The sequence below is a fragment of the candidate division KSB1 bacterium genome (assembly GCA_034506395.1).
Lineage (GTDB): Bacteria > Zhuqueibacterota > Zhuqueibacteria > Thermofontimicrobiales > Thermofontimicrobiaceae > Thermofontimicrobium.
In genome coordinates, this window is the sequence record JAPDPQ010000020.1 from 32,838 (window position 1) to 57,332 (window position 24,495).

Consider the following 24,495-nt stretch of genomic DNA (forward strand, 5'->3'; position numbering starts at 1 on the left):
GTAAACGATCCAAGGGTTAAAACAGAGACCTTAGCATTGCTCCAAATTCCTCCGCCAATTAGCGGATGACTTTTTAATGTTCCCCCCCTTTGAAGTGGGGTAAGGGGGGATGTCAAAGAAATGTAGGCTTAGCTGTTCAACTCTATTTACCTTGTGATCGATTACCATTTTTATTACGGAAATCAAAAACCAACCAATTGGAGGAACATGCGATGAAGAAAATATTTACCGCTCTGTTTTTAACCGCCATAGCCTTCTGCATGATGCTGGCCGAATCGGGCGTTTTGTTCGCCCAGGACACCCTGGATGTCGCCCAGGGGTATGAAACATTAAATCTGGCGGTTGAAGGCGATACGCTAACAGGTGGTGTGCCTGCGAATCCCAATCGGGTCTACCGATTAGAACGAGGCGGCTTTTACCTGCTCAACGGAACCATTCGGGGGCTCAGCATCCCCCTTCGCATCGTAGCGGCCAAAGGAGACGGCCCCAAACCAGTGCTCATTGCTACGGCGGGGCAAACTGGCACTTCGCTTCGTTATTTTAGGCCTGCTTCTGACGCCGAATGGAGAGGCCTGTATCTCTCGGGCATCGACAATCTGGGGAACCAGGTGGAGAGCAATGCCTTTCGTTGCGATAAAAAGAACGGCAAGTTTATCATCGATGACTGCTATGTCGACGGCGATGCCCAGGCCACGGTTCGGATGAATGCCGAGGGCCAAAAACTTTACATTACCAATACGATCTTTGCCAATTCCTTTCTCCTATCTGATCCCAACAACGGCCGCTTTATCGATACCCGTGGCAATACGCAGGATACTATTTTTATCCAGAATAGCACATTTTACAACAGTTCCACCGATCCAGTGCGCAGCGGTGGCGGCATCATCAAAAATTTCCTCATGGATCATTGCACTTTGGTCATGACTGCTGGCAATAGTGGCGAATTCGATGTGGATCGGGCTATCAATTGCGTCTTTACCAATAATTTGATGCTCGATTTTGGCTATGAAGGACGAGACCTGTGGTCAGTGGACTCGACTGGTGAGGTGGCAGTTCCCATTGATTCATTGAAGGCTCCAAATTTAGCAACGGATGACCAGCGGACTTATACGATTAAAAATAACGTTATGGGCTGGTCTCCACAGGTCAAAGCCTGGATTCAGAGCAAGGATTCGCTGGATTTCTATCGCTTCATCGATGCGACCGCTGAACGCTTTATTGCCACTTTTCCGAACATGGTCGCCGAAAATAACATCTATGAAGATGTTGTTTTCTCGGATGGCCCAGAAACGGATAAGCTATTGGCTTACATGGAGCATCGGTTCAATGATAACTACGCCAATAACAATAACCCCGATTTTCGAGTCGATCGCAATGGGGTGGGTACGTTGACCGATAATCCCCAGACTTTTGGTCCGCCAGCCGATGATTATAATTTCGATTATGCAGCGACCTTTGCTGCCTACACACATGCCATGGGCGGCTTCCCTGCTGGCGATCTGAATTGGTTCCCAGCTAAAAAGGCTGAGTGGGAAACCTGGGTGACTAAGGTGGAATTTGGTAAAAAAGTCCATCCAACCGAATTCTATTTAGCTCAAAATTATCCCAATCCGTTCAATCCGACCACATCGATACCCTATAGTCTAAATAAACGTGGCGCTGTCACTCTATCAATTTACAATGTACTGGGCCAGAAAGTGCGAACTCTGGTCAACCAAAACCAGGATGCTGGCTCGTATGTGGCCAAATGGGATGGTCGGAATGATGCGGGGATAATGGTCCCCAGCGGCACGTACATCTATCGTCTGGAAACCAATGATCGAGTCCTGGCACGGAAGATGTTATTGATGAAATAAATTGGTTTGCAACCCTTGCGAAGGTTTCAAACCTTCGCAAGGATTGTTCATCGTATTGAGCTGTCATTCCGAACGGAGTGCAACGGAGTGAGGAATCTATAATTCTCCACCAGTTAATTGGCCAACCAGATTTCTCCCTGTCCGCTGATTGGCCATAAGCGTCAACTTAATCGAATACTCAGGGAGGCGCTGTCATTCTGAGGAGCAAAGCGACGAAGAATCCCTTCAATAAGCGCACCTACTTTCGTTAAATCAAGAGATTCTTCTCCGCCAGTTGGCGGATCAGAATGATATTGTTCGCTTAAATTGACGCCAATTGCCGATTGGCGGACGGATCCGTTCGGAACGACATATCGTCCTTTAATCTGACTAAATACTGCTAATTAGTGCCTAAACGAAAACTATAGAATTTGTAGCAAAGATGTCATTCCGAACGAAGTGAGGAATCTGTTCTTTACACAAATATTGGAGTCACAGATTTCTCCCTTCGGTCGAAATGACAGAATGGTGAGTTTTCGTTCAAGCACTAATTATTAGATCAGAAACGAATTTCAACGGAGCCAATCATGAAACGATTCTTGTTCGGGCAACTGATCGTCCTGATGCTGCTATCCAGCCTGCTCTACGCCCAAACTGACTATGTCTCCCTGCTAGTCTCTGCCTATGGCAGCCTGCCCGCTGGTGATTTCGCCAAGAAGGTCGGCGAGAATCCAATTTTGACCAGGCGTTCGGGGTTCGATATCGGCGAATATGTGGGACTGGCAAAGGCGGGCTATGGCCTCGGCATCGAGCTGAACACGCCCGTGTTGGTGTCTGGCCTGGGCTGGGTGATCAGTTTGCGCTTGCTGGCCAACAGCACGGACCCGACCACGGCCGAAGCTGCATTCGAGCATTTCATGGGCGATAGCGTCGATATCATTTACGAGACGGGCACCTGGATCAATTTCCCCGTGATGACGGGATTGCGTTACGAGTATCAATTTTTGTCTGATGTTGGTGCGGCGGTCTTTTTGCAGGGCGGCATTAACTTTTCCAAAGCTGCTTCCCGATCGGGGATGATCGGCGATGTGAAAGCGGAACACACCAGCTTCGAATTCGCTCGGGATTTCGGCTATGAATTGGGCCTGAGCCTCAATTTGTTTAAAAAGTGGCAGCTTGGATTCAGTTATTTGTCTTTGAACACCCCTCGCTTCGAAGGGACTCGTACGCTGTCGGAAAAAGTGTTTCCCCAAATTTTCAGCCGAGAAAATCGGATTCTGGGAGAGGAACGTTCCGTTTCGATGTATTTGATCAGCCTGGGTTATCAGCTATTTTAGCCTGTATTATTAGTAAGAGCACGAAATAGGTTACTTATCGGTGTCATTTCGACCCGCCAGTTGGCGGGGAGAAATCTGTAAATTCAATAGTTGCTTGAAAACCAGATTCCTCTCCGCCGATTGGCGGATCGGAATGACAGTTCAAATGTAATATATATAATGCTCCACGTAATATTTACAAATTTTGCCACGGAGGCACAGAGGTCACAGAGCAGAAGATGAATAGCCTGGGGATAATTAATTCTTGTTTCAAAATTACCAAAACAGGATAAATTGTCACGCCTGTCCGCCAACTAGCGGACAGGAATCACATCGTTTCTTTTGATTTTCATTTTTGCAATAGAAACTAATTATCCGCCATCAAAATCATTTAGCGAATATAGAGGAAATTTCTTCCCATAATTTTCTAAAAAGAAGAACTCTGTGTGCTCTGAGTCTCTGCGGCTATAAATTATTCAGATGAGAAAGGACAATAAAAGGATGATGTTTTTGTACCGAATGGCTTTTGTTCCACTCGCTGTAATTTGCTGCACCATTATTTTGATCTACGCCTGTCAAAAAAAGACAGCCATCAGTCAGCGCCAGATCGATCGGATTTTATTCTTATCGAATCGAGAGGCCGTTCCCCGTGAATTCGATGTCTTTTCCATGAATCGGGATGACAGTCAGCCACGCAATCTCACCCGACACATTCACGGCATTCGGTCGTTTTCAAATCCCGTGGTTTCGCATGACGGGAAAACCGTGCTTTTTGTGACACTCTATCAAATGCAAAGAACTTTGTATGCCTTGCAATTGGGCGACACAGTTGCCACGCCGCTCACGCAGGTGCAAATCGATCAGCCCCAGCCCCGTTTCGCTCCTGATGATCGATATATCATATTCGTCGACAAAGTAGAAGGACGTCATCAGATCTTTCGCATGAACCGTGATGGTTCGGATCGAAAGAATCTGTCGCAAAATAATTTCGATGATACTGAGCCAGAATTTTCCCCAGACGGCTCGAAAATCTGTTTTACCACCAGGCGGGGAAAAACCACGTCCATCGGCCTGATGAATGCCGATGGCTCCCAGCAAGAATTACTCACCGATGATGCGGGGAATGATTCGAATTCAGCCTTTTCACCCGATGGTGCCAAAATTGCCTTTTGCTCGGATCGCCGTGGCAGCTCTGATATTTATTATTTGAATCTATCGGATAAAAAATTGGTCCTTTTGTTTGAACACAAGTCTCATGACGTAGCGCCCCAATTTTCACCCGATGGCAAATATGTCCTGTTCAGCTCCAACATCCGAGGCATGAAATACCGTGATCTGATGTTGGTTCCCGTGAAGTCGAAAAAGGTGAAAAATCTAACCCAGAACTTGAACTATATCAATCATAATCCGATATTCTTGCCAGACGGAAAATCGATATTGTTTGAGTCGATGCGATTCGAGGATTCGGAAATTTATGAGATCGGAATTGACGGCAAAAATTTGAGGAATTTGACTAATCACCCCAGTTGGGATTTGGCGCCAGCTTTATAATTCTACCAGGTCAGCTATGAATTCATTCCCAAAACTGCGATGTAAACTTGCCTTCTGTGCCTTGATGCTAATTCCATTTTTCGTGAGCGCACAGACTTTTCCTGATTCACCCGAACCCTGGCGGGAGGCATACAATATTTCGCTTGCTGGCTTCCAATTCAATCATCCAATGACGGTGATAAATTCAAATGAATTGGAAATCATCAAGCAGCGCATCAGCAGCAAGATCGAACCGCAGCACACGGCCTTTGCCAAATTGTTGACCGAGGCGGCGGTTCAGCTCAATTTTGTGCCCGATGCCCCTGATACCATGAATATTATGGGTGGCTACGAGCCAAATTCCAATCTCGATCAAATGAGGGAATGGCTGTGGCGCAATTGCCATGCGGCGTACACCTGCGGCCTGGCGTATGCCTTAACAGGTGATCCGATCTACGCCGAAAAAGCCAGGGAAGTGTTGATGAATTGGGCGAACAGGATGACGACATTCACGGGTGGCGATCGAGGGTTGCAGCTTGGCTCATGGTTCTCACCCATGCTGTACGCCGCTGACCTGATTCATGACTATGCAGGCTGGACCAGTTCCGAGCGGATCAACTTCAAATATTGGTGGCGAAATAATTGCCTGATCCATACCATCGATGTCATGCGCCATAAAGACAATAACTGGAAAGATGCGGGACTATTGGGGGTGCTGGCCGCCGCCGTGGTGCTGGAAGATACGCTGCTGTTGAAAGAAGGATTGGTTCAATTAAAGAGCTACTTTTTCAGCCGCACCGATCATTTTGTTCAAAATCCAGGTCCAGGCTGGAAGATCAAAAAGGATCACCGTGGGGTGTACTTGCCACGAGAAGTGGTCCGCAACGATGGCAGCAGCGGCTTAACCTACACCGCTTATGCACTGACGACCATGACCCAATGCCTGGAAATTGCCCGTTACGTGGGATTCAATTTCTGGCACGATGCGACCGAGGAGGGCGCCACCCTCAAAGAGTTGATTGAACAATATTATCGCTGGGACATCGAAAACGCACCCTTCCCCTGGCACAGCAATCCCAATAAGAGCAAAAAGCGGAGAAATTGCTATGAATTGGCCAACATTCATTTTGCGCTCGATGCGAGCATGAAGAATTGGATTCAATTAAACAGGCCACAGGTCGGCAGAGAGGGCGATGAGTATATCACTTTAAATAAGGGCGACCTATTTGAGCCATCGGCCATTTTCGCCGCAGCAGGCCTGCAGCCGTTGCATTTCAAATTATTTCAGAACTACCCCAATCCATTTAATTCGGTAACGACTATTCAGTATCAGCTTTTAAAATCGAGTCACACAAAGTTAGTGATTTATGATCTGCTGGGCCAAGAGATAGCGTTATTGGTCGATCAATACCAGAACGATGGGCAATATCAGATCAACTGGAATGCCAGGGATTTGCCAGGCGGTATTTATTTTTGCCGATTGCAGGAAGGGGATTTTTCAGAGACGAAGAAATTGATTGTGCAGAAGTGAATATCGCTCCTGCAAAATAAAAATAAATGGGTCATTGCAAGAATCCGTCCGCTAATCGGCAATCAGTGTCAAGCTGACTAAATCATTTCATAATTTCTTGAAGGATTAATAAATGGTTTCCACCGTAATCTAATTATGATGAAATATTCAAATCGAGAAGGAATTAATCTTGTCCAACACGATTTTATTTCTGATCGATGTAAGCTATTAAAGTTCGGTTTGATAGATCAAATCCATTAGACTTTAGTAACCTTAGTAGCCCATGATGATCTACCAATGCTAAACCTTATTCGCTTATTTTTCTTTCAAGCATTATTTCTGATAAGGTAATAAGGTTCGTGCTGTCCTGGCTCGGGCTTGTTACTAAGGTTAATAAGGTTTTGTATCAGTTAGGACGCTGGATTATACTGCAAACGGTCACAAATTGAACATTTTTTTATTGTCATTGCGAGGCGTTTTTTGCCGAAGCAATCTTTTGAGTGCTTAGTCTCAAAGGATTGCTTCGCTTCACTCCGTTTCGCTCGCAATGACATGAAAGTTCGTTTTATGCCCGTACAAAGTATAAATCTGATAGACCATGTTACGCTTGGTAAACCATTTTCCAATTTCCTGTAGGATTATTTTAGGTGTTTTCTTTATTTCAGCTAACTGATTTTTGATGATTACTCTCTGGCTGACATTATGCTTTTCTGTGATCTCTGAGTCTCTGTGGCAGAGTTTGTGAAAAATATTATAGGAGATTTTAACATGAAATTCCATGACCTTAAACGTCGTAATTTCCTGAAAACAGTTCTTGGGGCAATCGGAGGCTATGGCGCCGCTTCGATGATCACGCCGAGCTGGGCCGCCACTTCAAATGTCTTGAGCCAGGCAAAGCAATCGATTGACAATCTTCGTATCACTGAGCTCAACTTTCTGGATTTGAAATTCCCAGGGCAATTGCCCCGCAAATGGAATTCGATCATCCACACGGGCGGTGGTTCGCCCCAGATGACGCAACTGGAGCTCCATACCAACCAGGGAATCGTGGGGCGCAGCTTGCCAAAAGGTAATCGCAGCATGATTCAATCCCTTTTTAAAAAAATTGTCAAGGATGAAAACCCGTTTTTTGTGGAGCGCATCTGGGATCGGATGTATCATGAAAATCGCAAGCCAGTGGCCAAAGGGGAATATATCGAGGTCATGGGCTCGATCGACATGGCGATCTGGGATATCATCGGCAAAGCGCTCAATTTGCCTGTGTACAAAGTGCTGGGCGCCTGTCGCACCAAAATTCGAGTGTATGCGGCTGGCGGTTACTATGAAGAGAACAAATCCATTTCCGATCTGGCGAAGGAGATGGAGGGCTATGTCAAAGAAGGATTTCGGGCAGTTAAAATGAAGGTGGGCGGCGCTGATTTCAATACCGATGTGGAACGGGTGCGAGCCGTCCGTGATGCCATCGGTCCCGATGTCGACCTGCTGATCGATGCCAACAATAAATGGCGGGCGTACGAAGCCATTCGCTTTGGGCGGGCGGTCGAGAAATACAATATCTTCTGGTTCGAAGAGCCTGTCGAACCCGATGATTTTGCTGGCTGCGCTGAAGTCAAACGGGAACTGGATATTCCGATCGTCGCTGGGGAAAACGAATATACCATCTGGGGCTGTCGGGATTTGATCGTGAATCAATCCGCCGATATCTTGAACCTGGATACGGTCAAGGCGGGCGGCATTACCGAGTACCGCAAGATCGCCGCACTGGCGTCGGCATTTCATATCCCCGTGGCGCCGCATGGCAGCCCGCACATGGCGATCCACCTGCTGGGTTCCGTTCCCAACGCCTTGATCATGGAAACCTATCCCATGGTGGAAAGCAAATACAATCCCGCCCTGCCGCTATTTCCCGTAAAGGATGGCTATATCGAGATGCCAGAAACGCCAGGGCTGGGCATAGATCTGGATCCAGCGGATGTGAAAAAGTACAAGATTTAGAAAAGTGGAATTACCCTTGCGAAGGTCTCAGAAATTTGAATGGTAATTAGGTTTGTAAATTTGACATCCCCCCTGGCCCCCCTTCAAAGGGGGGAAATCGCTAAAAGTCCTCCTTTGAAGCGACCGAAGTAAGTGCCCTCCAGGGCAGGGGGGCATAATTAAATCAAACCGAGTGGCTTTTTTCAATTACCAGACCAATCGTTTTATTTTTTGCATGAAGTTTTGATCATTGAAATTTAGTAATTGAAATTTATTTGGAATTTGGCCATTTGTAATTTGGAATTTGCCCATCGGATGACAAACGCTATGATAAAATAAATTTGACTCAGGAATATCCATGAACAACCAACTCAATCGTCGAAATTTCCTTTCCGCTCTGGGATTAACGGCAGCAGGAACTTTTGCCATGGCAACGCCACTGGCTGCCATCAAGCCGCAGGATGATAAATTTAATCCGCTGCCAAAAGTATCCGATCTGAAAATTACGGATGTCAAGACATATAAGCTGGCAAGGGCGATCCTTATCAAGCTGGAGACTAACACGGATATTAACGGCTGGGGCGAAGCCAGTTCCAATAGCCGACCCGTGATCGAAGCGTTCATCCACGACAAATTGAAAAAAGTGGTGATCGGGCAGGATCCGTTCAATGTCGAGCCATTATGGGATCGACTGTTCTGGGGCGAGCACGACCTGGGGCCCGCAGGCGCCCTGCCGTATGCCATCGCTGGGTTGGATCTGGCGATGTGGGATATCAAAGGCAAGGTTTTGAACGTGCCTGTGTACCGATTGCTGGGAGGTTGTTATCGCAAAGAGATGCCCGCCTACTGTGGCATTCCCTTGAATGGCGGCAAGGTGTCGGTCGAGGAAGCGATCGAACGGGCCCAGAAGGTTGTGGCTTTGGGTTTTAAAGTCATCAAATTGCGGATGCAGATCAGAGAGTACAACCTGGACCCCATTCCTGATCCCACTATCCCATATTACACTGCCTTGCGAAAGGCGCTGCCCGATGAGGTGGAAATATTTGTCGATCCCAATGAGGGCTACACAGCGGCCAGGGCGATTCAGGTGGGCAAGGAACTGCAAAACATGGGCATGAAATATTATGAAAGCCCCTGCCCACTGGAAGACCATCGTGATCTTGCAGAAGTGGTGCGAGCGATGGATATTCCCGTGATGGCGGGCGAGAAATGCTACACCCGTTGGCAGATGCGGGACCTTATTCTCGAGGCCAATCCCGATATCATTCAGCCCGATGTGATCAAAGCGGGCGGGATTACCGAGGTGAAAAAGATCGCAGCACTCGGCCAAACGTTCTTCAAAGCCCTGGTGCTGCACAACACTAAACCGACTCTGGGTACGGCGGCGTCGCTCCATGTGATGGCATCGATTTCCAATGCTGGACCATTTCTGGAATTCGTGGAGCTGGATTCCTATCGTGAAGTGCTGAGCGTGTTTGACACTCAGATTGCATTCAAAGATGGCAAATTGCTGCTGCCCGAATTGCCTGGGCTGGGGTTGGTGATCAATGAAAAAAGGGTCGAGAAGCTGGCGAAATAAATTGCAGGTCAAATTGGCAATTTGTCCAATAAAATGTTTGGTCGCAGAAATGAAAGGTCTCAGAATTTGGAATCTTAAAAAGTAACGATATTAAAATCCTTGCGAAGGTTTAGAACCTTCGCAAGGGTGTTCTCGCTAAAGTGTAAGACAAATTGGCAATTTGTCCTAAAATGTTTGGTCACAGAACCGTCCGCCAATTGGTGGGACGGCCCGCCCTTTGGCAATTGGCGTCAACATAAGCGAATATTCAGGAAGGCGCTGTCATTCTGAGGAGCGAAGCGACGAAGAATCCCTTCAATAAGCGCACCTAATTTCGTTTAATCAAGAGATTCTTCGCTCTCCGCCAGTTGGCGGATCGCTCAGAATGACATTGTTCTCTTAAGTTGACGCCAATTGCCTACTGGTGGATTAAAAGGTCTCAGAAATTGAAATTTTCCCTGTAAAAGTTTAGAACCTTTTAATGAGAAGGTTAAATGAGAAAATCAATATCGCTTCTATGGCCATTTGTTCTTTCGATTCTACTGAATCTCATTCTGGGTGGGTCAGAATGTGGTTCCCGTTCGCTTGCCTGCTTTCGATTCGATGCGGGCGCTGAAAACAGCGCTGTGCAAAAGAGAACGATCCTTTTGACACCCGATATGATCTATGAACCCCGCAACGGTTTTGGCTGGCTGGCTCGACCCGATCGTGCCTTTGTTCGCAGCGGATTGGAGCGATCCCGATCTGAGTTTACTATCGATGGTGTGGTCGGGCAAGAAATCAGCTTCCGAGCCGATCTGACAGAGGGCAATTGGTGGCTGACGTTGTGGCTGGAAGCAGGCGTGGAAGACTCGAGCACCGTTTCCATTGCAATCAATGGAGAAAAAAGGAATTTGCATTGGCAAGCATTTGCGCCGCCTGCCGAGGGGCGAACTGAAATCCAGTATATCTATCGGCTGTTTCACGGCCATGTGGCTGTCCACGAGGATGGGCTGCAATTTCTTATGACCTGCCAGCGAGATTCGGTTCGGCTATTGGGTTTCACCCTCATGCCTGATCCGCTTCCTAACAAACCAATTCATCATCAGCTCATCGGCCGCTTCAAACAGGCGGGGCGCTATGGAGCAACCCTGTCGCTCGATAGCCTGCTCATTGATCTGAAAAAACTATCAGCCCAGCAGCCGAGGGATAATTTTATTATCTATTGGGTGGAACAAATCGAGCTGCTGAGTCTCGCTGAGCAATTGAAAAACATGATGGGCTGGAGCTGGGCCACACAGAAGACAGGCATGGGCATTTTCGATCGCTACCATCAGGCATTGATGCTGCTGGACGGATTGCTCGATCGACCCGATGCGGAAAAGTATTATTTCTACGAACGGGCGCTCTGGCTGCGGGGAACGCTGCTTTACTGGCTCGGCGAAGAACGTCATGGCCAAAATGAAATCAAAGGAGCACGGCGTGATTTGGCCGCCCTCTATCAGCGCTATCCCCATGACCCGCTGCTGGCCATGTACAATGGCAAAAAAATTGACCAGCCCGATCCGTGCGATCAGTTAGAGAAAACATCTGGAGCACCCCTATGGTCTCTCGCCCAGCGAGAAGCTCTGTGTCGTTTGCGCCATATTGCCCATTGGTGGGTAAAAGAACGGCAGGCCCCTAACGGCGAGCTCGGCGGAAAGTTGGACGACGACGTGGAATCGCTGCGCTGGTGGACACCATTGATTCTGGCTGGGGATACTATCGCTTTCAATGGCTGGCGCAAGCTGGCAGATGGCGTCTGGAACAGTCCCGATGTCTATCAGGGCTATTGCAGGCACGCCCGTGATGTGGAACATGCTTCGGAGTACATTGCTGATACCGCTCCCGATATGATCCTCTTCAGCGATGATCCGCTGTTCCTGGAGCGCTTGCAGCCATCGCTCCATTATTTTGATACGCTGTGGACGGCAATCACGCCAAAGGGGCATCGGTTTTTTCGGTCGACCTGGTTCAGCTCCCGAGAGGTGATAACCGATCCGCCCAGGAATCGGGACCACGAATACAACACCCGTGCTGTAAAAGCAATTCGCTATTTCGCCTGGAGGACACATGAACCTGAGGCTATTCAATTGCTTCACGAATGGTCACTGGCCTGGGTGAATGCTGCCATGCGCACGGATAAAGGCAAGCCCACTGGCATCATTCCCGCCTCGGTTCGATTCCCTGATGAGGCGCTGAACGCCGACGAGCCTACCTGGTATAAAGCCAACATGTTCTGGGATTATTATGACTGGGAAGCGCACAAGGGCAGCATGATGCTGGATCAACTGCTGTTCACCTACACACTGACCCAGGACACGACGCTGCTGACGCCGCTGTTCGCTTCATTGAATTTGATCTCCTCGCAAGAGGGTAGCCAGCATTCCAACGAAAAAAATGCGCCGAGGCCCCCTGGTTCGCCTGAATGGGCCGTCGCCAAGTTGCGTGACGACGAAACCTTCTGGAGCGTGGTTGGCCAATGGCGATTCATTTCGGGCGATACCCGCTACGATCATCTGATCCATCGCTATGGCTCCCCTTATCTGCGCTATCGTCTGACTGGGGATGAAAACCATCTGCTGGAAGGATTGCAAGTGTTGCTGGAGAGCGTTCGCTACAATGTGCCGCTCCTAACTTACGAGGTTTTGCACACCGATCGGGTGTATGTTCGTGGCGCCCATCATCTCAAAGCGATGCTCACGGGGGATGGCGTTACCGAAGGCATGTCGCCCTACTACGCTGTCTCCTGGGAAGGGACTGATGAAAATTTCACGGCACTGGTCACGGAGTCGGGAAAGGATCATCTCAGCGTGCAAATTTATTCGCATTCGAACGAGCAAGATGAAATTAACATGCGTCTGTGGCAGCTTGCGCCTGGGACGTACCAATTAACATATCGATCTGAGCAAGCTGCACATGAATCAAAATTTTTGATGAGAGAGAAGGGCCAGCGGATCGCATTGGTTTTGCCAGCAAGATCGTTGTTGGAAGTTCGGATATATTAAAAATCGTGGGTTTAAATAATATCCGAATAAGTATGTCAAAATCCGTTGGGTTATTTCAATCCGTTGGAAAAAAATTTCAGCCCACGAAAAACGCAGAATGACACGAAAGTTTAATATCAAAAAATAGTTTCCGTGCCCTTTCGTGTGTTCTGTGGGACAATTTTGGTAATCTAAAAATAAGATCATCCGTTGGGTTGTTTCTATCCGTTGGTGAAAAAATTTGAATAAAACTCAATTCCAAAATCTAAATTTATAAACCAAAAATCAAGCTTATCCGTTGGGTTGTTTTCCGCCAGTCGGCGGATTGGAAAAAAATATCATCACAAAATCTGATCCCTTAACTCCGCTATCTGACCAGCAAAGGACGAAGGACATGCTCTATCCGCAAATGAACCGATGCAGAACCGTAATCGACCTATCAGGATTCTGGGAAATCAAAGTTGATCCCGAGAACAGGGGCGAGCCAGAGCAATGGATGAACGGCTTCGAGCCAGATGCTCTCATCGCCGTTCCAGGCAGTTGGAACGAACAATTAGCCGAGCTGGGGCTGATGAATTACATCGGCAAAATCTGGTATCAAAAACAGTTTCAAATTCCCCAGGCATTGGCCAATCATCAGCTCTATATCCGATTTGGCTCGGCCGATCATCATGCCAGCGTCTGGCTCAACGGCGAGTTCCTCGGCGAGCATTTCGGCGGCTATCTGCCCTTTGAATTCGACATGTCCGCACATATCAAAAAGAATCAGCCGAATTTGCTGGTCGTCAGCGTCGATAACACTCTGACGCACGACACCATCCCCCAGGGCGTGACGGCCGAGGATTACCAGGCGTTTCATCGCCAGCGCTACCAGACTTTTCCACCGACTGTGTTCGATTTCTTTCCGTACGGAGGCATCCATCGGCCCGTGAAAATCATCGCCCTGCAGCCGCATCATATCGAGTATGTCAGGATACAAACGAATATCATTGGAAACAAGGGACTGATCAACTTTCAAGTGCAATTCAGCGGACAGGCTGAATCCACCCAACTAAAGATCACCATCTGGGATCGACAACGAAAATTGCTTGAAACGAATTATGGATTGCAAGAAAATCGGCTCGAAGGCGCCCTTGAAATTCCCGATTGCCAGTTCTGGAGTCACGAGCATCCGTTTCTGTATCGGATGCAATTGGAATTGTTTGAAAATGCCAAGCTGATCGATGAGTACGAGTTGGAGGTGGGGGTGCGGGAGATCGAGGTCACCGAGCAGGGATTGCTGATCAATGGCCAGCCTCTCTTTCTCAAGGGTTTTGGCAAGCATGAGGATTTTGCCGTGATCGGCAAGGGGCTGTTGCCGCCGCTGATCGTCAAGGATTTTCAACTAATGAAATGGATCGGCGCCAATTCGTTCCGCACCTCGCATTATCCTTATGCCGAGGAAATCTTGCAAATGGCCGATCGGCTGGGATTCTATGTGATCGCCGAAACGCCTGCGGTGAGCCTAAATTTCAGCTTTGCTAACCAGAAAACCCTGGACAGCCACCGTCGGGCGCTCATCGAGCTGATTCAACGGGATCAGAACCACCCCAGTGTGATCGCCTGGAGCCTGGCCAATGAGCCAGGCATCTGGGGAGAACCTGAAGCTAATGCGGAACAGGCTGACCAGTATTGGGCGGAGCTGTTCGCCCTGGCTAAAAAGTTGGATCCAACTCGACCGCTCACCCTGCCTACGTTTCCCAGGTGGAAGGATAAAGATGTGGTCTATAAGTACTGCGATTTTGTGTCGATCAATCGCTACTGGGGCTGGTACGAAATCCCAGGCGAGATCGATCGGGCAGGCGAGGTGCTGCGAGAGGAATTGATCCAATTGTTCGAACGATACCACAAGCCAATCCTGGTGAGCGAATTCGGTGCCGATACGGTGGAAGGCCTGCACGCCACCTATCCGCAACTGTTCACCGAGGAGTATCAGACAGACCTGATCCAGAAATATTTCGACATCATCGAATCGCTGCCGTTTGCCATTGGTGAGCACATCTGGAACTTTGCTGATTTCCGAACGGCGCAGCATTTCCGCAGGGTCGTTTTGAACAAAAAGGGAGTTTTCAACCGCCAGCGAGAACCGAAGGCGGCGGCGTTTTTTATTCGAGAACATTGGAATCGGAAGTAAATTTTCAATCCTAATGATACCTAGACAGATTATTAAAAGTCATCAGCGAATACAGCGTCATTTCGAGCGAAGCGAGAAATCTGATCAAGGCATAATATTTTCGTCATCTACAGATTCTTCACTTCGCTTCCAGACTGTGGGATTAGCTTAATTCATTCTTGCGAAAGTCATTCCGAGCGCAGCGAGGAATCTGATTAACACATAATGTTTTTGGTACATACAAAATCCTCACTCCTCCGATAAGTGGCGGATTCGTTCGGAATGACACGACTCAGATTAATCTGGCAAAGTAGTACTGATCAGTGTCAGACTGAAAACCAGCAAAATTTGTCATTCCGAGCGGAGCAAAACGGAGTCGAGGAATCTAATTGTTCCAATAAATTAGAGGTTGATCAGATTCCTCACTTCGTTCGGAATGACAAACCCAGGGCTTTTGGTCAAAAAATAAATAATGAATACCAAATAAAATTCAATTTCCAAAATTTCAAATTCCTAACAAGTCGCCTGCACATCTGCTGTTGGAATTTGTGATTTGGAATTTGTTTGGAATTTGGCTATTGGAGCTTGGAATTTAATTGTCATTTGAATTTTGTCTTTTGGAATTTAAAAATCATGACCACATTTTTTGGAATCTCTCTCCTCGATCTGATCGTCCTCGCATCATACTTTATTCTGATCACCTATCTGGGCGTCTGGACGCATAAGAAGATCAAATCTTCGGGCGATTTTTTTATGGGCAATCGCCGTTTCGGAAAAATCATGATGATCGCCCAGGCGTTCGGCGTGGGCACGCACACGGATCAGCCCGTATCTGTCGCTGGCGCCTCCTATACCACGGGACTGGCAGGCATCTGGTATCAATGGGTCTGGATGTTCTCCACGCCGTTCTATTGGATCGTGGCCCCAATCTATCGGCGGCTGCGCTACGTGACTATGGCGGATTTCTTTCAGGAACGCTATGGCAATACGCTAGCCGTGCTGTACACCATTATCGGCGTCACCTATTTTTGCATGGACATCGGCATCATGCTGAAAGGCACGGGCATTACGGTGGAAGGCCTCACGGGCGGCGTCATGTCCGAGAGCACCATTATTTTGATCGCCACAGCGCTGTTTGTGATTTACGGATTGGCGGGCGGACTGATCGCTGCGGTGGTCACCGATTTGATCCAGGGATTTTTGATCCTGGTGCTCTCGTTCATGCTCATCCCGTTTGCCATTCACAAGGCGGGTGGGCTTAGCGCTATTCATCAGGGGCTGCCCGAACACATGTTCAGCCTGGTGGCGCCTCATGAGGTGACTTTATTCTTCATCATCGCAATCGTGATCAATGGGTTGATCGGCATTGTGGTTCAGCCGCATCACATGGCCGTGGGCGGATCAGGCAAGACCGAGATCGCCTGCCGCACGGGCTGGACCTACGGCAATTTTTTAAAGCGCTTCGCCACCATGGGCTGGGCGTTCGTCGGCGTGTTTGCGGCATTTTTGTTCCCAGGATTGGGCTTCCATGAACGAGAGCTGGCCTTCGGGATCGCTGCTAAAAATCTCCTGCCCGTGGGACTGGTCGGCCTGATGGTCGCCGCCCTCATTGCCGCCGTCATGTCCACCTGCGATTCATTTATGGTTCACGCTTCGGCGTTGTTCACTCGAAATATTTATTTGAAATATATCAATCCCCAGGCATCGGATCGGGCGCTGTTGAAAACCGCTCGGCTCTCGTCGGGCGTGATCGTGCTGGGCGGGCTGCTATTCGCCTATATTTTTCCCAGCGTGGTTCATGGCTTAATGGAGGTGTGGAAGGTAACCGCCTATCTCGGCATCGCCTTCTGGGCGGGGGTGATCTGGAAAAAGGCCAATCGCTATGGCGCCCTTGCCAGCGCCCTGTCCATGGCGGCAATTGCCATTTACACGGGCAATTATCTGAAATGGCCGTTGCAATATCAGATCGCCCTGTATGTTCCCGTGGGCATCGTTGTTATGATCGTGGTCAGCCATTTCACCCGATCCGAACCCGAAGAACAGTTGCATAACTTTTATACGCTGCTGGATACACCCGTGGGCAAAGAGCAGCGGCTCAAAGATCAGCATATCGAAATCATGCTGGAGGGCGAGTCCCAGGTTCCTCCTCCGAAGAAGATCAAAGAAAAATTGGTGGAAAAATTCCTTGCCAGAAGCGACGTGGAAGATGGGCTACTGGTGGTTGATCTGCTGTCGCTGCCGAAAAAATTTTCCTGGGCTCGCTATCGAGTCGATATCATCGGATTTCTGGTGGCGTGCGTGATTGTGGCGTTGCTGATTGGGCTGGCGATGGTTTTGGCGAGGGTGGGGGCGTGAGATGGCAGATGGCAAACGGCAGATGGAAGACGTGAGACGGCAGGCGTGATATGTGAGACGGCAGATGTGAAACGAGATATGGCAGATGCAAAAAGGCAGAGATGAAGCGTGAGGTGGCAGATTGGAGAATGATGAAATAATGAAATCAAATTCAATAGGAGGGAACTGACATGTTAAACTTAGGACATAAAAAGCTGGATGTCTGGAAGAAGTGCATTGAGTTCATCACTAATCTAGTGCTATTTATTCAGATTAGCAAATTAGCTACTTTGGAAGCTGCTGACATCCCCCCTGTCCCCCCTTCAAAGGGGGGAACGAAAGAAAGTCCCCCTTTGAAGGGGGATTTAGGGGGATGTTGGATTGAAATCTGACTAATTAGTACTATAAAATGCTCGATAGGTATCCCAAGTCTAAACTGTATGGGTTGACGTCGCAGATCAGGCGGGCGGCGGTTTTAGTGGCGTCGAATATCGCAGAAGGTGCTTCACGAAGCTCGGCAGTTGAACGGAAACGATTTTATGAAATTGCTCGATCGTCTCTCGTTGAAATCGATACGCAGTTGGAAATTTCGTTAAATTTGAAATATTGCAATGAAGAGGAACTCAAGCCAATCAGTGATCAAATGAATCACATTTTTGCCATGCTATCAAGAATGATCAGCCAAACTAAATAAAGAAAACTGAAATGGAAAAATCTAATCCAAAAAATCATTTTAATTTTAGCAAAATTTCTTCATCTCTCCAGTTTGCCAACTCGCATCGGCCTTTTGCCATTTACCTTTTGCCGTCTCACGTCTGCCATCTGCCATCTCACATCTGCCATTTGCAACGGAGCCAAAATGACCAATTCTAAAAAATCGTTCTGGAAAACGCTCTCTCTTTTTTTCGCCTCGATTGCGCCTGGGATTTTTTTAGTCGGCTATAATATTGGTACGGGGAGCGTTACCACGGCGGCTTCCACAGGCGCCAATTATGGGATGACCTATGTCTGGCCCCTGCTGTTGTCCTGCGTGTTCACTTACATTTTGATCGTCGCCTTTGGGCGGTTCACGGTGGTCACGGGCGAGACGGCGCTGTTCAGCTTCAAAAAGCATTTCGGGCTGGGAATGGCGATTTTCGTGCTGCTCTCCGTGGTGATCAGTGAATGGGTGGCCTTTATGGGCGTGATGAGCGTGGTATGCGAGGTGGTCAAAGAATGGTCACGCCCGCTGACGCCATCGGGCAACGGCATCAATATGATTGTTCTGAGCATCGTTTTCGGCGGGTTGATCTACTATTTTTTCTGGAACGGCACACATCGATTTTTTGAAAAAATCCTGACCATTTTTGTCGCCATCATGGGGATCAGCTTCATCGCCACCATGTTCATGGTGATCCCAGAGCCGATGCAGGTGATCAAGGGATTGGTTCCCAGGATTCCCAGCGAGGCCAATGCAGCGCTGCTGATTGCGGGCATGGCAGGGACGACCATGGGCGGCGTGCTCTATCTGGTCCGCTCGATTCTGGTGCAAGAGAGGGGCTGGAAAATTGGCGATCTCAAAGAGGAGAAGCGGGATGCGTTTATTTCTTCAGCTATGATGTTCATTTTGAGCGCCGCAATTATGGCCTGCGCAGCGGGCACGCTCTATCCCTTGGGCTTGAAGGTGGACAATGCCATCGACATGGTGCGACTGCTGGAGCCTTTGGCAGGCCGATTTGCCATTTCGATTTTTGTGGCGGGGATTGTCAGCGCAGGATTATCATCGATGTTTCCGCACTTGCTGCTGGCGCCCTGGTTTCTGGCTGAAATTACCGAACAGCCCAGGGATATGAAAAAATATTACAATCGACTGATCGCCCTTTTCACGGTTAGCCTGGGATTAGTCGTACCCATTTTCGGTGGTCGCCCCGTTTTGGTGATGATCGTCTCCCAGGTACTCTGTGCCGTCGCAACGCCCGTGATCATTTTGCTGATGCTGCTGCTTCAGAATAAAAAAGAAGTCATGGGCGAATATCAAGCAAAGCTCGGTTTTAATTTGATCATGATTTTTATTTTTCTCTTCACGATTTTTATGGCGGTTATTGGGATTATCGGAATTGCAGAACTGTAGGACAGGTTTCCAACCTGTTTTGCTAACTTGTAGGACAGGTTGCCAACCTGTCCTACAAGAGCTAGAGATTTTATTTTTTGGACTCAGAATTGAAAGGTCTCAGAAATAGAACCAAAATGATTTTGAATAATTTCGATTAGGATTGAATGAGATAGATGATGGAGTTAGGGAGCAATAGAGTTGAGATGCACCTCCGAAGGTTTGCAATTTTCGAAATGATATGATTTCAACTGATTCCATCGCTCAGAGCGATGGAATCAGTCTATTAGAACTGTAGGACAGGTTGCTAACCTGTCCTACAAGAGCTAATGATTTTTAGTGATTTCGATTTTAATTAGGCCACCCTTTCAAAGTTTGAAAACTTTTGAAAGGGTTTGGGATAAGAAATTTGGAAAAAAGAAAATGGATTTTTCAATTCAAAAGAGAAAATCTTTAAGCTTATGGCTGAGCATTTTGCTTTTCACTTCTGGGGCATCGCACGTCCATTCATTTTCACAGGTCTCAGACAAAACTGGCATTTTCAACATTCGGGATTTCGGCGCAGCGGGTGATGGCGTTCGGCTGGATACCAGAGCCATTCAGGCCGCCATTGATGACTGCGCAAAGACTGGCGGCACGGTGATTGTTCCCCCTGGGCAATATTTATCGGGAACGATCTTTCTGAGAAGCAACGTCACATTGCAGTTTATGGCAGGTGCCACGTTATTGGGCAGCACCGACATTAGCGATTATCCCGCCACAACGCCAGACTACCGATTTTATGGCGACGAGTTCTCCAAATTCAGCCTGATCTATGGCGAAAATCTGGATCAGATCGCCCTGATTGGAGAGGGCACGATAGACGGACAGGGCGGCGCTTTCAAAGTGACCACCAAGAAGAAGCCTGATCGTTATTTTAACCGTCCCTACGTCATCTGGCTGGTGAACTGCCGCAACGTGCGGGTGGAAAACCTCACGCTCCGCAATTCCGCCCGTTGGATGCAGCACTACCTGGCTTGCGACAATTTAACCATTCGAGGGATTCATGTTTATAATCATTGCAATCAAAATAACGACATGATCGACATCGACGGCTGCCACAATGTGGTGATCTCCGATTGCATCGGCGATAGCGATGATGATGCCATCACCTTGAAAAGCACTTCTGGCCGAGCCTGCGAAAACATCGCCATTACCAATTGCGTGGTGAGCAGCCACTGCAACGCCATCAAGCTGGGCACGGAGTCGCACGGCGGATTTAAAAATATCACCATTTCAAATTGCGTGGTCAAGCCATCGCAGGATCACGATCCGATTTTCGGATTTGAAAGGGGCATTGGCGGCATTGTGCTGACCATGGTGGATGGCGGCATGCTGGATGGCGTGCTGATCCAAAACATTCGCATCGACGGGCCCAAAGTGCCGATCTTTCTTCGCTTGGGCGATCGGGGGCGAGTCTATCGGGAGGACCTGCCTCGTCCTGCCATCGGCATCTTTCGAAATGTCCAGATCAGCCACGTCATTGCAAACGCAGCGGATAGCATTGGCTGTTCGATTACGGGCTTGCCCGATCACCCCATCGAAAATATTGGGCTGAGCCATATCCAGATTACTTTTAAGGGCGGCGGCCAGCCCCAGGATGCCTTCAAACATGTGCCTGAGCTGCCCGATCATTATCCCGAGAGCACCATGTTCGGCCAGCTGCCCGCTTATGGTTTTTACATCCGCCATGCGAAAGATATTCGATTAAATGAAATTGATTTGAGAGTTGAAACCGCAGATCATCGCCCAGCACTGGTCGGCGATGATGTGCAAGGAATGGATGTCACAGGATTTCGAGCCGCAGGAACGATGGTGCAGTGGGCGCTGATTACGCTGAGAAATACTCAGGATGTCATGATTTGCGGATCGAGACCCATCGATGATGTTCGACTATTTCTTTCTGTGCATGGAGAAAATTCGAGCGATATAATTTTATCTGGGAATGATTTTCATCGCTGCAAGAACATTTTTAAGGTTGGTGATGGGGCGAAGAAATCGGATGTTAAAATAAGATGATATTTTGAAAATAACAGTTTTTTTCCAACGGATAGAAACAACCCAACGGATGATTTTGATTTTAGATTGACGATTTTGGATTTTAGAAATGAGATTTCAGAATGGATTTTGATATGGATTTTTTTCACCAACGGATAGAAACAACCCAACGGATCTTATTTTTAGCTTCTTATCCGTTGAGTTGTTTTCCGCCAACTGGCGGATTGGAGGACCGAAGATAGGTGTGCTGATCATGACTCGTTCAATCACAATTAATCTATTCATTCTCATCAGTTTTAATTTGCCTGGATTTTCATCCTCAATCCCAATTTCCCAATTACCTAATTACCCAATCACCCATTTACCCAATCGCCCACTCACCCAATCTCTCAAATTAATCCCTCAGCCCAGAGAAATTCAAATCGAAATGAGCAATTTCCAATTCGACTCATCGCTCACCATCAGCATCGGCGATCCGATCCATCAATTTGCCGCCGAGCAGCTTCAGGCAGAAATCAGGGAACAGTTTAATCTTAAAATTCCCATCGACCGAAAACCAGCTCGGAAATCAATATTACTGGGAATTCCTAGTTCCGATAAAATTATAAAGCAGGCGCTACAAAAAGCGGGGCTGAAATGCAATGCCCGACTTGGCCCAGAAGGCTATGTTTTGGCTATTTCACCATCGCAAATCATCATCGCTGCCAATACCCAGACGGGCGTGTTCTACGGGGTTCAAACATTAAAGCAGATCATCCGAGATCATGATCAAAATGCGATTCCATGTATGAAAATCAGGGATTATCCGATGCTCAACATTCGGGGGGTGCTGGACGACATCAGCCGTGGCCCGCTGCCCACGATGGATTATTTCAAATCCTGCATCCGTCGCTTTGCCGAGTTGAAAATCAATACACTGACCTACTACACCGAGCATGTGATTCGCACCCAGAGCCATCCTGAATTCGCCCCGCCCGAGGCGCTGACCCTGGAAGAAATCCAGGAATTATCCTATTATGCCCGAAAATATCATATCGATCTGGTGGGCTGCTTCCAATCGTTCGGCCACTTTGAGAAGATTCTGGAGCATCCCCGCTACGAACCTTTGGGAGAGATGAACTCCCTGCTTTCGCCTGCCATGCCTGAAAGTTATAAGCTGTTATCGGATATTTATCGGGAATTGGCGCAGGCTTATCCGTCGAAAGAATTTTTAGTGTTGTGCGATGAGGTCTGGGCATTGGGCAAGGGCGCCAGTGAATCCATGGTGAAGGAACTGGGCTTCGCCACAGTCTATTCGAATCATATCAATTGGATTCGAGACGAGTTGGCGAGGCATAATAAGCGCATCTGGGTCGCTGCCGATGTGGCGTTGGAGCATCGGGAGATTCTGTCCCAACTCAAACAGGACATCGTGCTGCTGCCATGGAATTACAGCGGCCGCAGCTCGTTCGAGGACATGATCCTGCCGATCAAAGGGAGTGGTTTCGATTTCATCGTGACCACGGGCGTCTCCTGCTCCCGCAAGCTGTTTCCCGATTTTGCCACTACCAAAGTCAATATCAAAGATTTTGTTCGGGATGGGATTCGGCATGGGGCGCTGGGCGTATTGAACACCAACTGGGATGATTTCGGCGGCAATTTTTTCTCGAACAATTGGTATGGTATCGCCTACGGCGCCGATCAGGGCTGGAACTCTGAAAATGCTGCGACCGAAAATTTTGATGCCCGATTTGCGGCAGCTTTTTATGGGGATCGCTCGGGCAAGATTTCCGAGGCAATTTTGAAATTGAGTTCGCTGGTCGAATTTCCCGCTGTCCAAAATCTGGAAAACACCCTTTTCTGGCAGCGTTTGATTCCCGAGGATGGCATTCGAGCGCAGCTTTCGCTTGAGCAGTGGGATGAAATCGAGCAACGAACTCGGGCGGCTATTAACTTGCTGGACGAAGCCCAGGTCAATCGCTATCAGGAAGATGTGGATTATATTCGCTATGCCTGCCAACAGGTGATATTCATGGCTGATCTTCGAGCGAACCTCCTTGTGGCGGCTGATCATTATCGTCGAGCCTGCCTGAGCCAGCCTCATTGGCAGGAAGCAGAAACGCATTTGATCAACGCCATCGAGATCATAGCCGATCTAAAGCAGCGATGGGATGCACTGGCTGATCAATATCAGGTGCTCTGGGGGCGGGAAAATCGGGCGTACGGGCTGGATGTCTATTGGCGAAAATTTCGTCGGATAACGAATGACCTCAGCGATGTGTTGGAACGGTTGGGTCAGGCGAAAGCATATTTGGCCAAGGGGTTTTATCTTCCTTCGCCCTTGCAGGTGCGGCTGGAAATTCGGGAACTGAAGGAAAAATTTTTCCTGACCTGGCTGATCTGTGGCAGTTTTCCAAATCCAAAGAAGGATAATGATCTCCCGTCGCATGCACCGAACAACTGCATCGGATTCGAGACCGACTATCTGCAAGAGATCGGCGGCGAAAAGGGTGCTCATCCCCAGTTGGGCGATCGGGTGAAGCGGCCCGATGGCTCGGAAGTCGAGTGGAAGCTTTATACGTCAACCCTGGGCGCCGAAGTTGATCTGCTCGGACTGTTTGATCAAGATTCAAGGGTTGTGGCGTATGCGTTTTGCACCATCAAATCGCCCGATGATCAACAGGTGCTGGCAGCGCTGGGCAGCAACGATGGCATCAAGGTATTTTTGAATGGCGAGCAAATCTTTGAGCGCCACGAGCTGCGGTTCGTGAAGATCGATGAGGATCGAGTGGCCTTGCCACTGAAGAAAGGATTGAATCGCTTGCTGTTAAAGATCGATCAAGGACGAGGGAAGTGGGGATTTTGTTTTAGAGTTGTGGATCGAAATTTTGTGAGTGAAGGTCATTGTTATCATCTGAAATAAATTTCTATCGGCGGGAAAATTTCAAATAATAAAATTTAAAAAACAAACAATATTCAATCCTAAATTTCCAATGGCACAATTCAATTGGAATTTAAAAATTGAATTTTGAAATTCATTTGAGATTTGGATTTTGTTTTTTGGGGATTTTAAAAATAACCTTGTAAAATTAAAGGCTCTCTTTCAAAATTACCTTGTATTTTTAAAGGCAAATGATTATATTTACCTTGAATTTTTAAAGGCAAGGTGAAAATAC

The 24,495-nt window shown here is 48.0% G+C and carries 13 protein-coding genes; all 13 read left to right on the plus strand.

Annotated features, from left to right (window positions below; translation table 11 throughout):
* Positions 1-212: 212 nt before the first annotated feature.
* The 13 genes from ONB37_13125 to ONB37_13185 all read left to right on the plus strand — a co-directional run bounded on the left by ONB37_13125 (position 213) and on the right by ONB37_13185 (position 24,242).
* Positions 213-1,856: a T9SS type A sorting domain-containing protein gene (locus ONB37_13125; GenBank protein ID MDZ7401098.1), complete on the plus strand. Its 1,644-nt coding sequence runs from the start codon at positions 213-215 to the stop codon at positions 1,854-1,856.
* A gap of 566 nt (positions 1,857-2,422) precedes the next feature.
* Positions 2,423-3,172 (plus strand): hypothetical protein, encoded by a 750-nt coding sequence (locus tag ONB37_13130; protein ID MDZ7401099.1) that lies wholly within the window; start codon positions 2,423-2,425, stop codon positions 3,170-3,172.
* A gap of 480 nt (positions 3,173-3,652) precedes the next feature.
* Positions 3,653-4,702, plus strand: coding sequence for a hypothetical protein (locus ONB37_13135; GenBank protein MDZ7401100.1), 1,050 nt, complete (start codon positions 3,653-3,655; stop codon positions 4,700-4,702).
* 64 nt (positions 4,703-4,766) lie between these two features.
* Entirely contained in the window at positions 4,767-6,212 is a 1,446-nt protein-coding gene (locus ONB37_13140) for an alginate lyase family protein (GenBank protein ID MDZ7401101.1), read from the plus strand.
* Between the two features lie 747 nt (positions 6,213-6,959).
* Complete coding sequence (locus ONB37_13145; protein ID MDZ7401102.1) at positions 6,960-8,186, plus strand: mandelate racemase/muconate lactonizing enzyme family protein; 1,227 nt, start codon at positions 6,960-6,962, stop codon at positions 8,184-8,186.
* 337 nt (positions 8,187-8,523) lie between these two features.
* Positions 8,524-9,744, plus strand: a complete 1,221-nt coding sequence (locus ONB37_13150) for a mandelate racemase/muconate lactonizing enzyme family protein (protein MDZ7401103.1) — start codon at positions 8,524-8,526, stop codon at positions 9,742-9,744.
* Positions 9,745-10,217: 473 nt separating this feature from the next.
* Complete coding sequence (locus ONB37_13155; GenBank protein MDZ7401104.1) at positions 10,218-12,749, plus strand: hypothetical protein; 2,532 nt, start codon at positions 10,218-10,220, stop codon at positions 12,747-12,749.
* Positions 12,750-13,122: 373 nt separating this feature from the next.
* A complete protein-coding gene (gene uidA / locus ONB37_13160) occupies positions 13,123-14,901 on the plus strand; it encodes a beta-glucuronidase (GenBank protein MDZ7401105.1) in 1,779 nt (592 codons plus the stop codon).
* 612 nt (positions 14,902-15,513) lie between these two features.
* Positions 15,514-17,235 (plus strand): sodium:solute symporter family protein, encoded by a 1,722-nt coding sequence (locus tag ONB37_13165; protein MDZ7401106.1) that lies wholly within the window; start codon positions 15,514-15,516, stop codon positions 17,233-17,235.
* Between the two features lie 170 nt (positions 17,236-17,405).
* Positions 17,406-17,606 (plus strand): hypothetical protein, encoded by a 201-nt coding sequence (locus tag ONB37_13170; GenBank protein ID MDZ7401107.1) that lies wholly within the window; start codon positions 17,406-17,408, stop codon positions 17,604-17,606.
* Between the two features lie 467 nt (positions 17,607-18,073).
* Positions 18,074-19,324, plus strand: coding sequence for an Nramp family divalent metal transporter (locus tag ONB37_13175; GenBank protein ID MDZ7401108.1), 1,251 nt, complete (start codon positions 18,074-18,076; stop codon positions 19,322-19,324).
* 402 nt (positions 19,325-19,726) lie between these two features.
* A complete protein-coding gene (locus ONB37_13180) occupies positions 19,727-21,361 on the plus strand; it encodes a glycoside hydrolase family 28 protein (protein ID MDZ7401109.1) in 1,635 nt (544 codons plus the stop codon).
* Positions 21,362-21,593: 232 nt separating this feature from the next.
* The gene (locus ONB37_13185; protein MDZ7401110.1) at positions 21,594-24,242 is read left to right on the plus strand and encodes a beta-N-acetylhexosaminidase; all 2,649 of its coding nucleotides are present in this window, start codon (positions 21,594-21,596) and stop codon (positions 24,240-24,242) included.
* Positions 24,243-24,495: the final 253 nt, after the last annotated feature.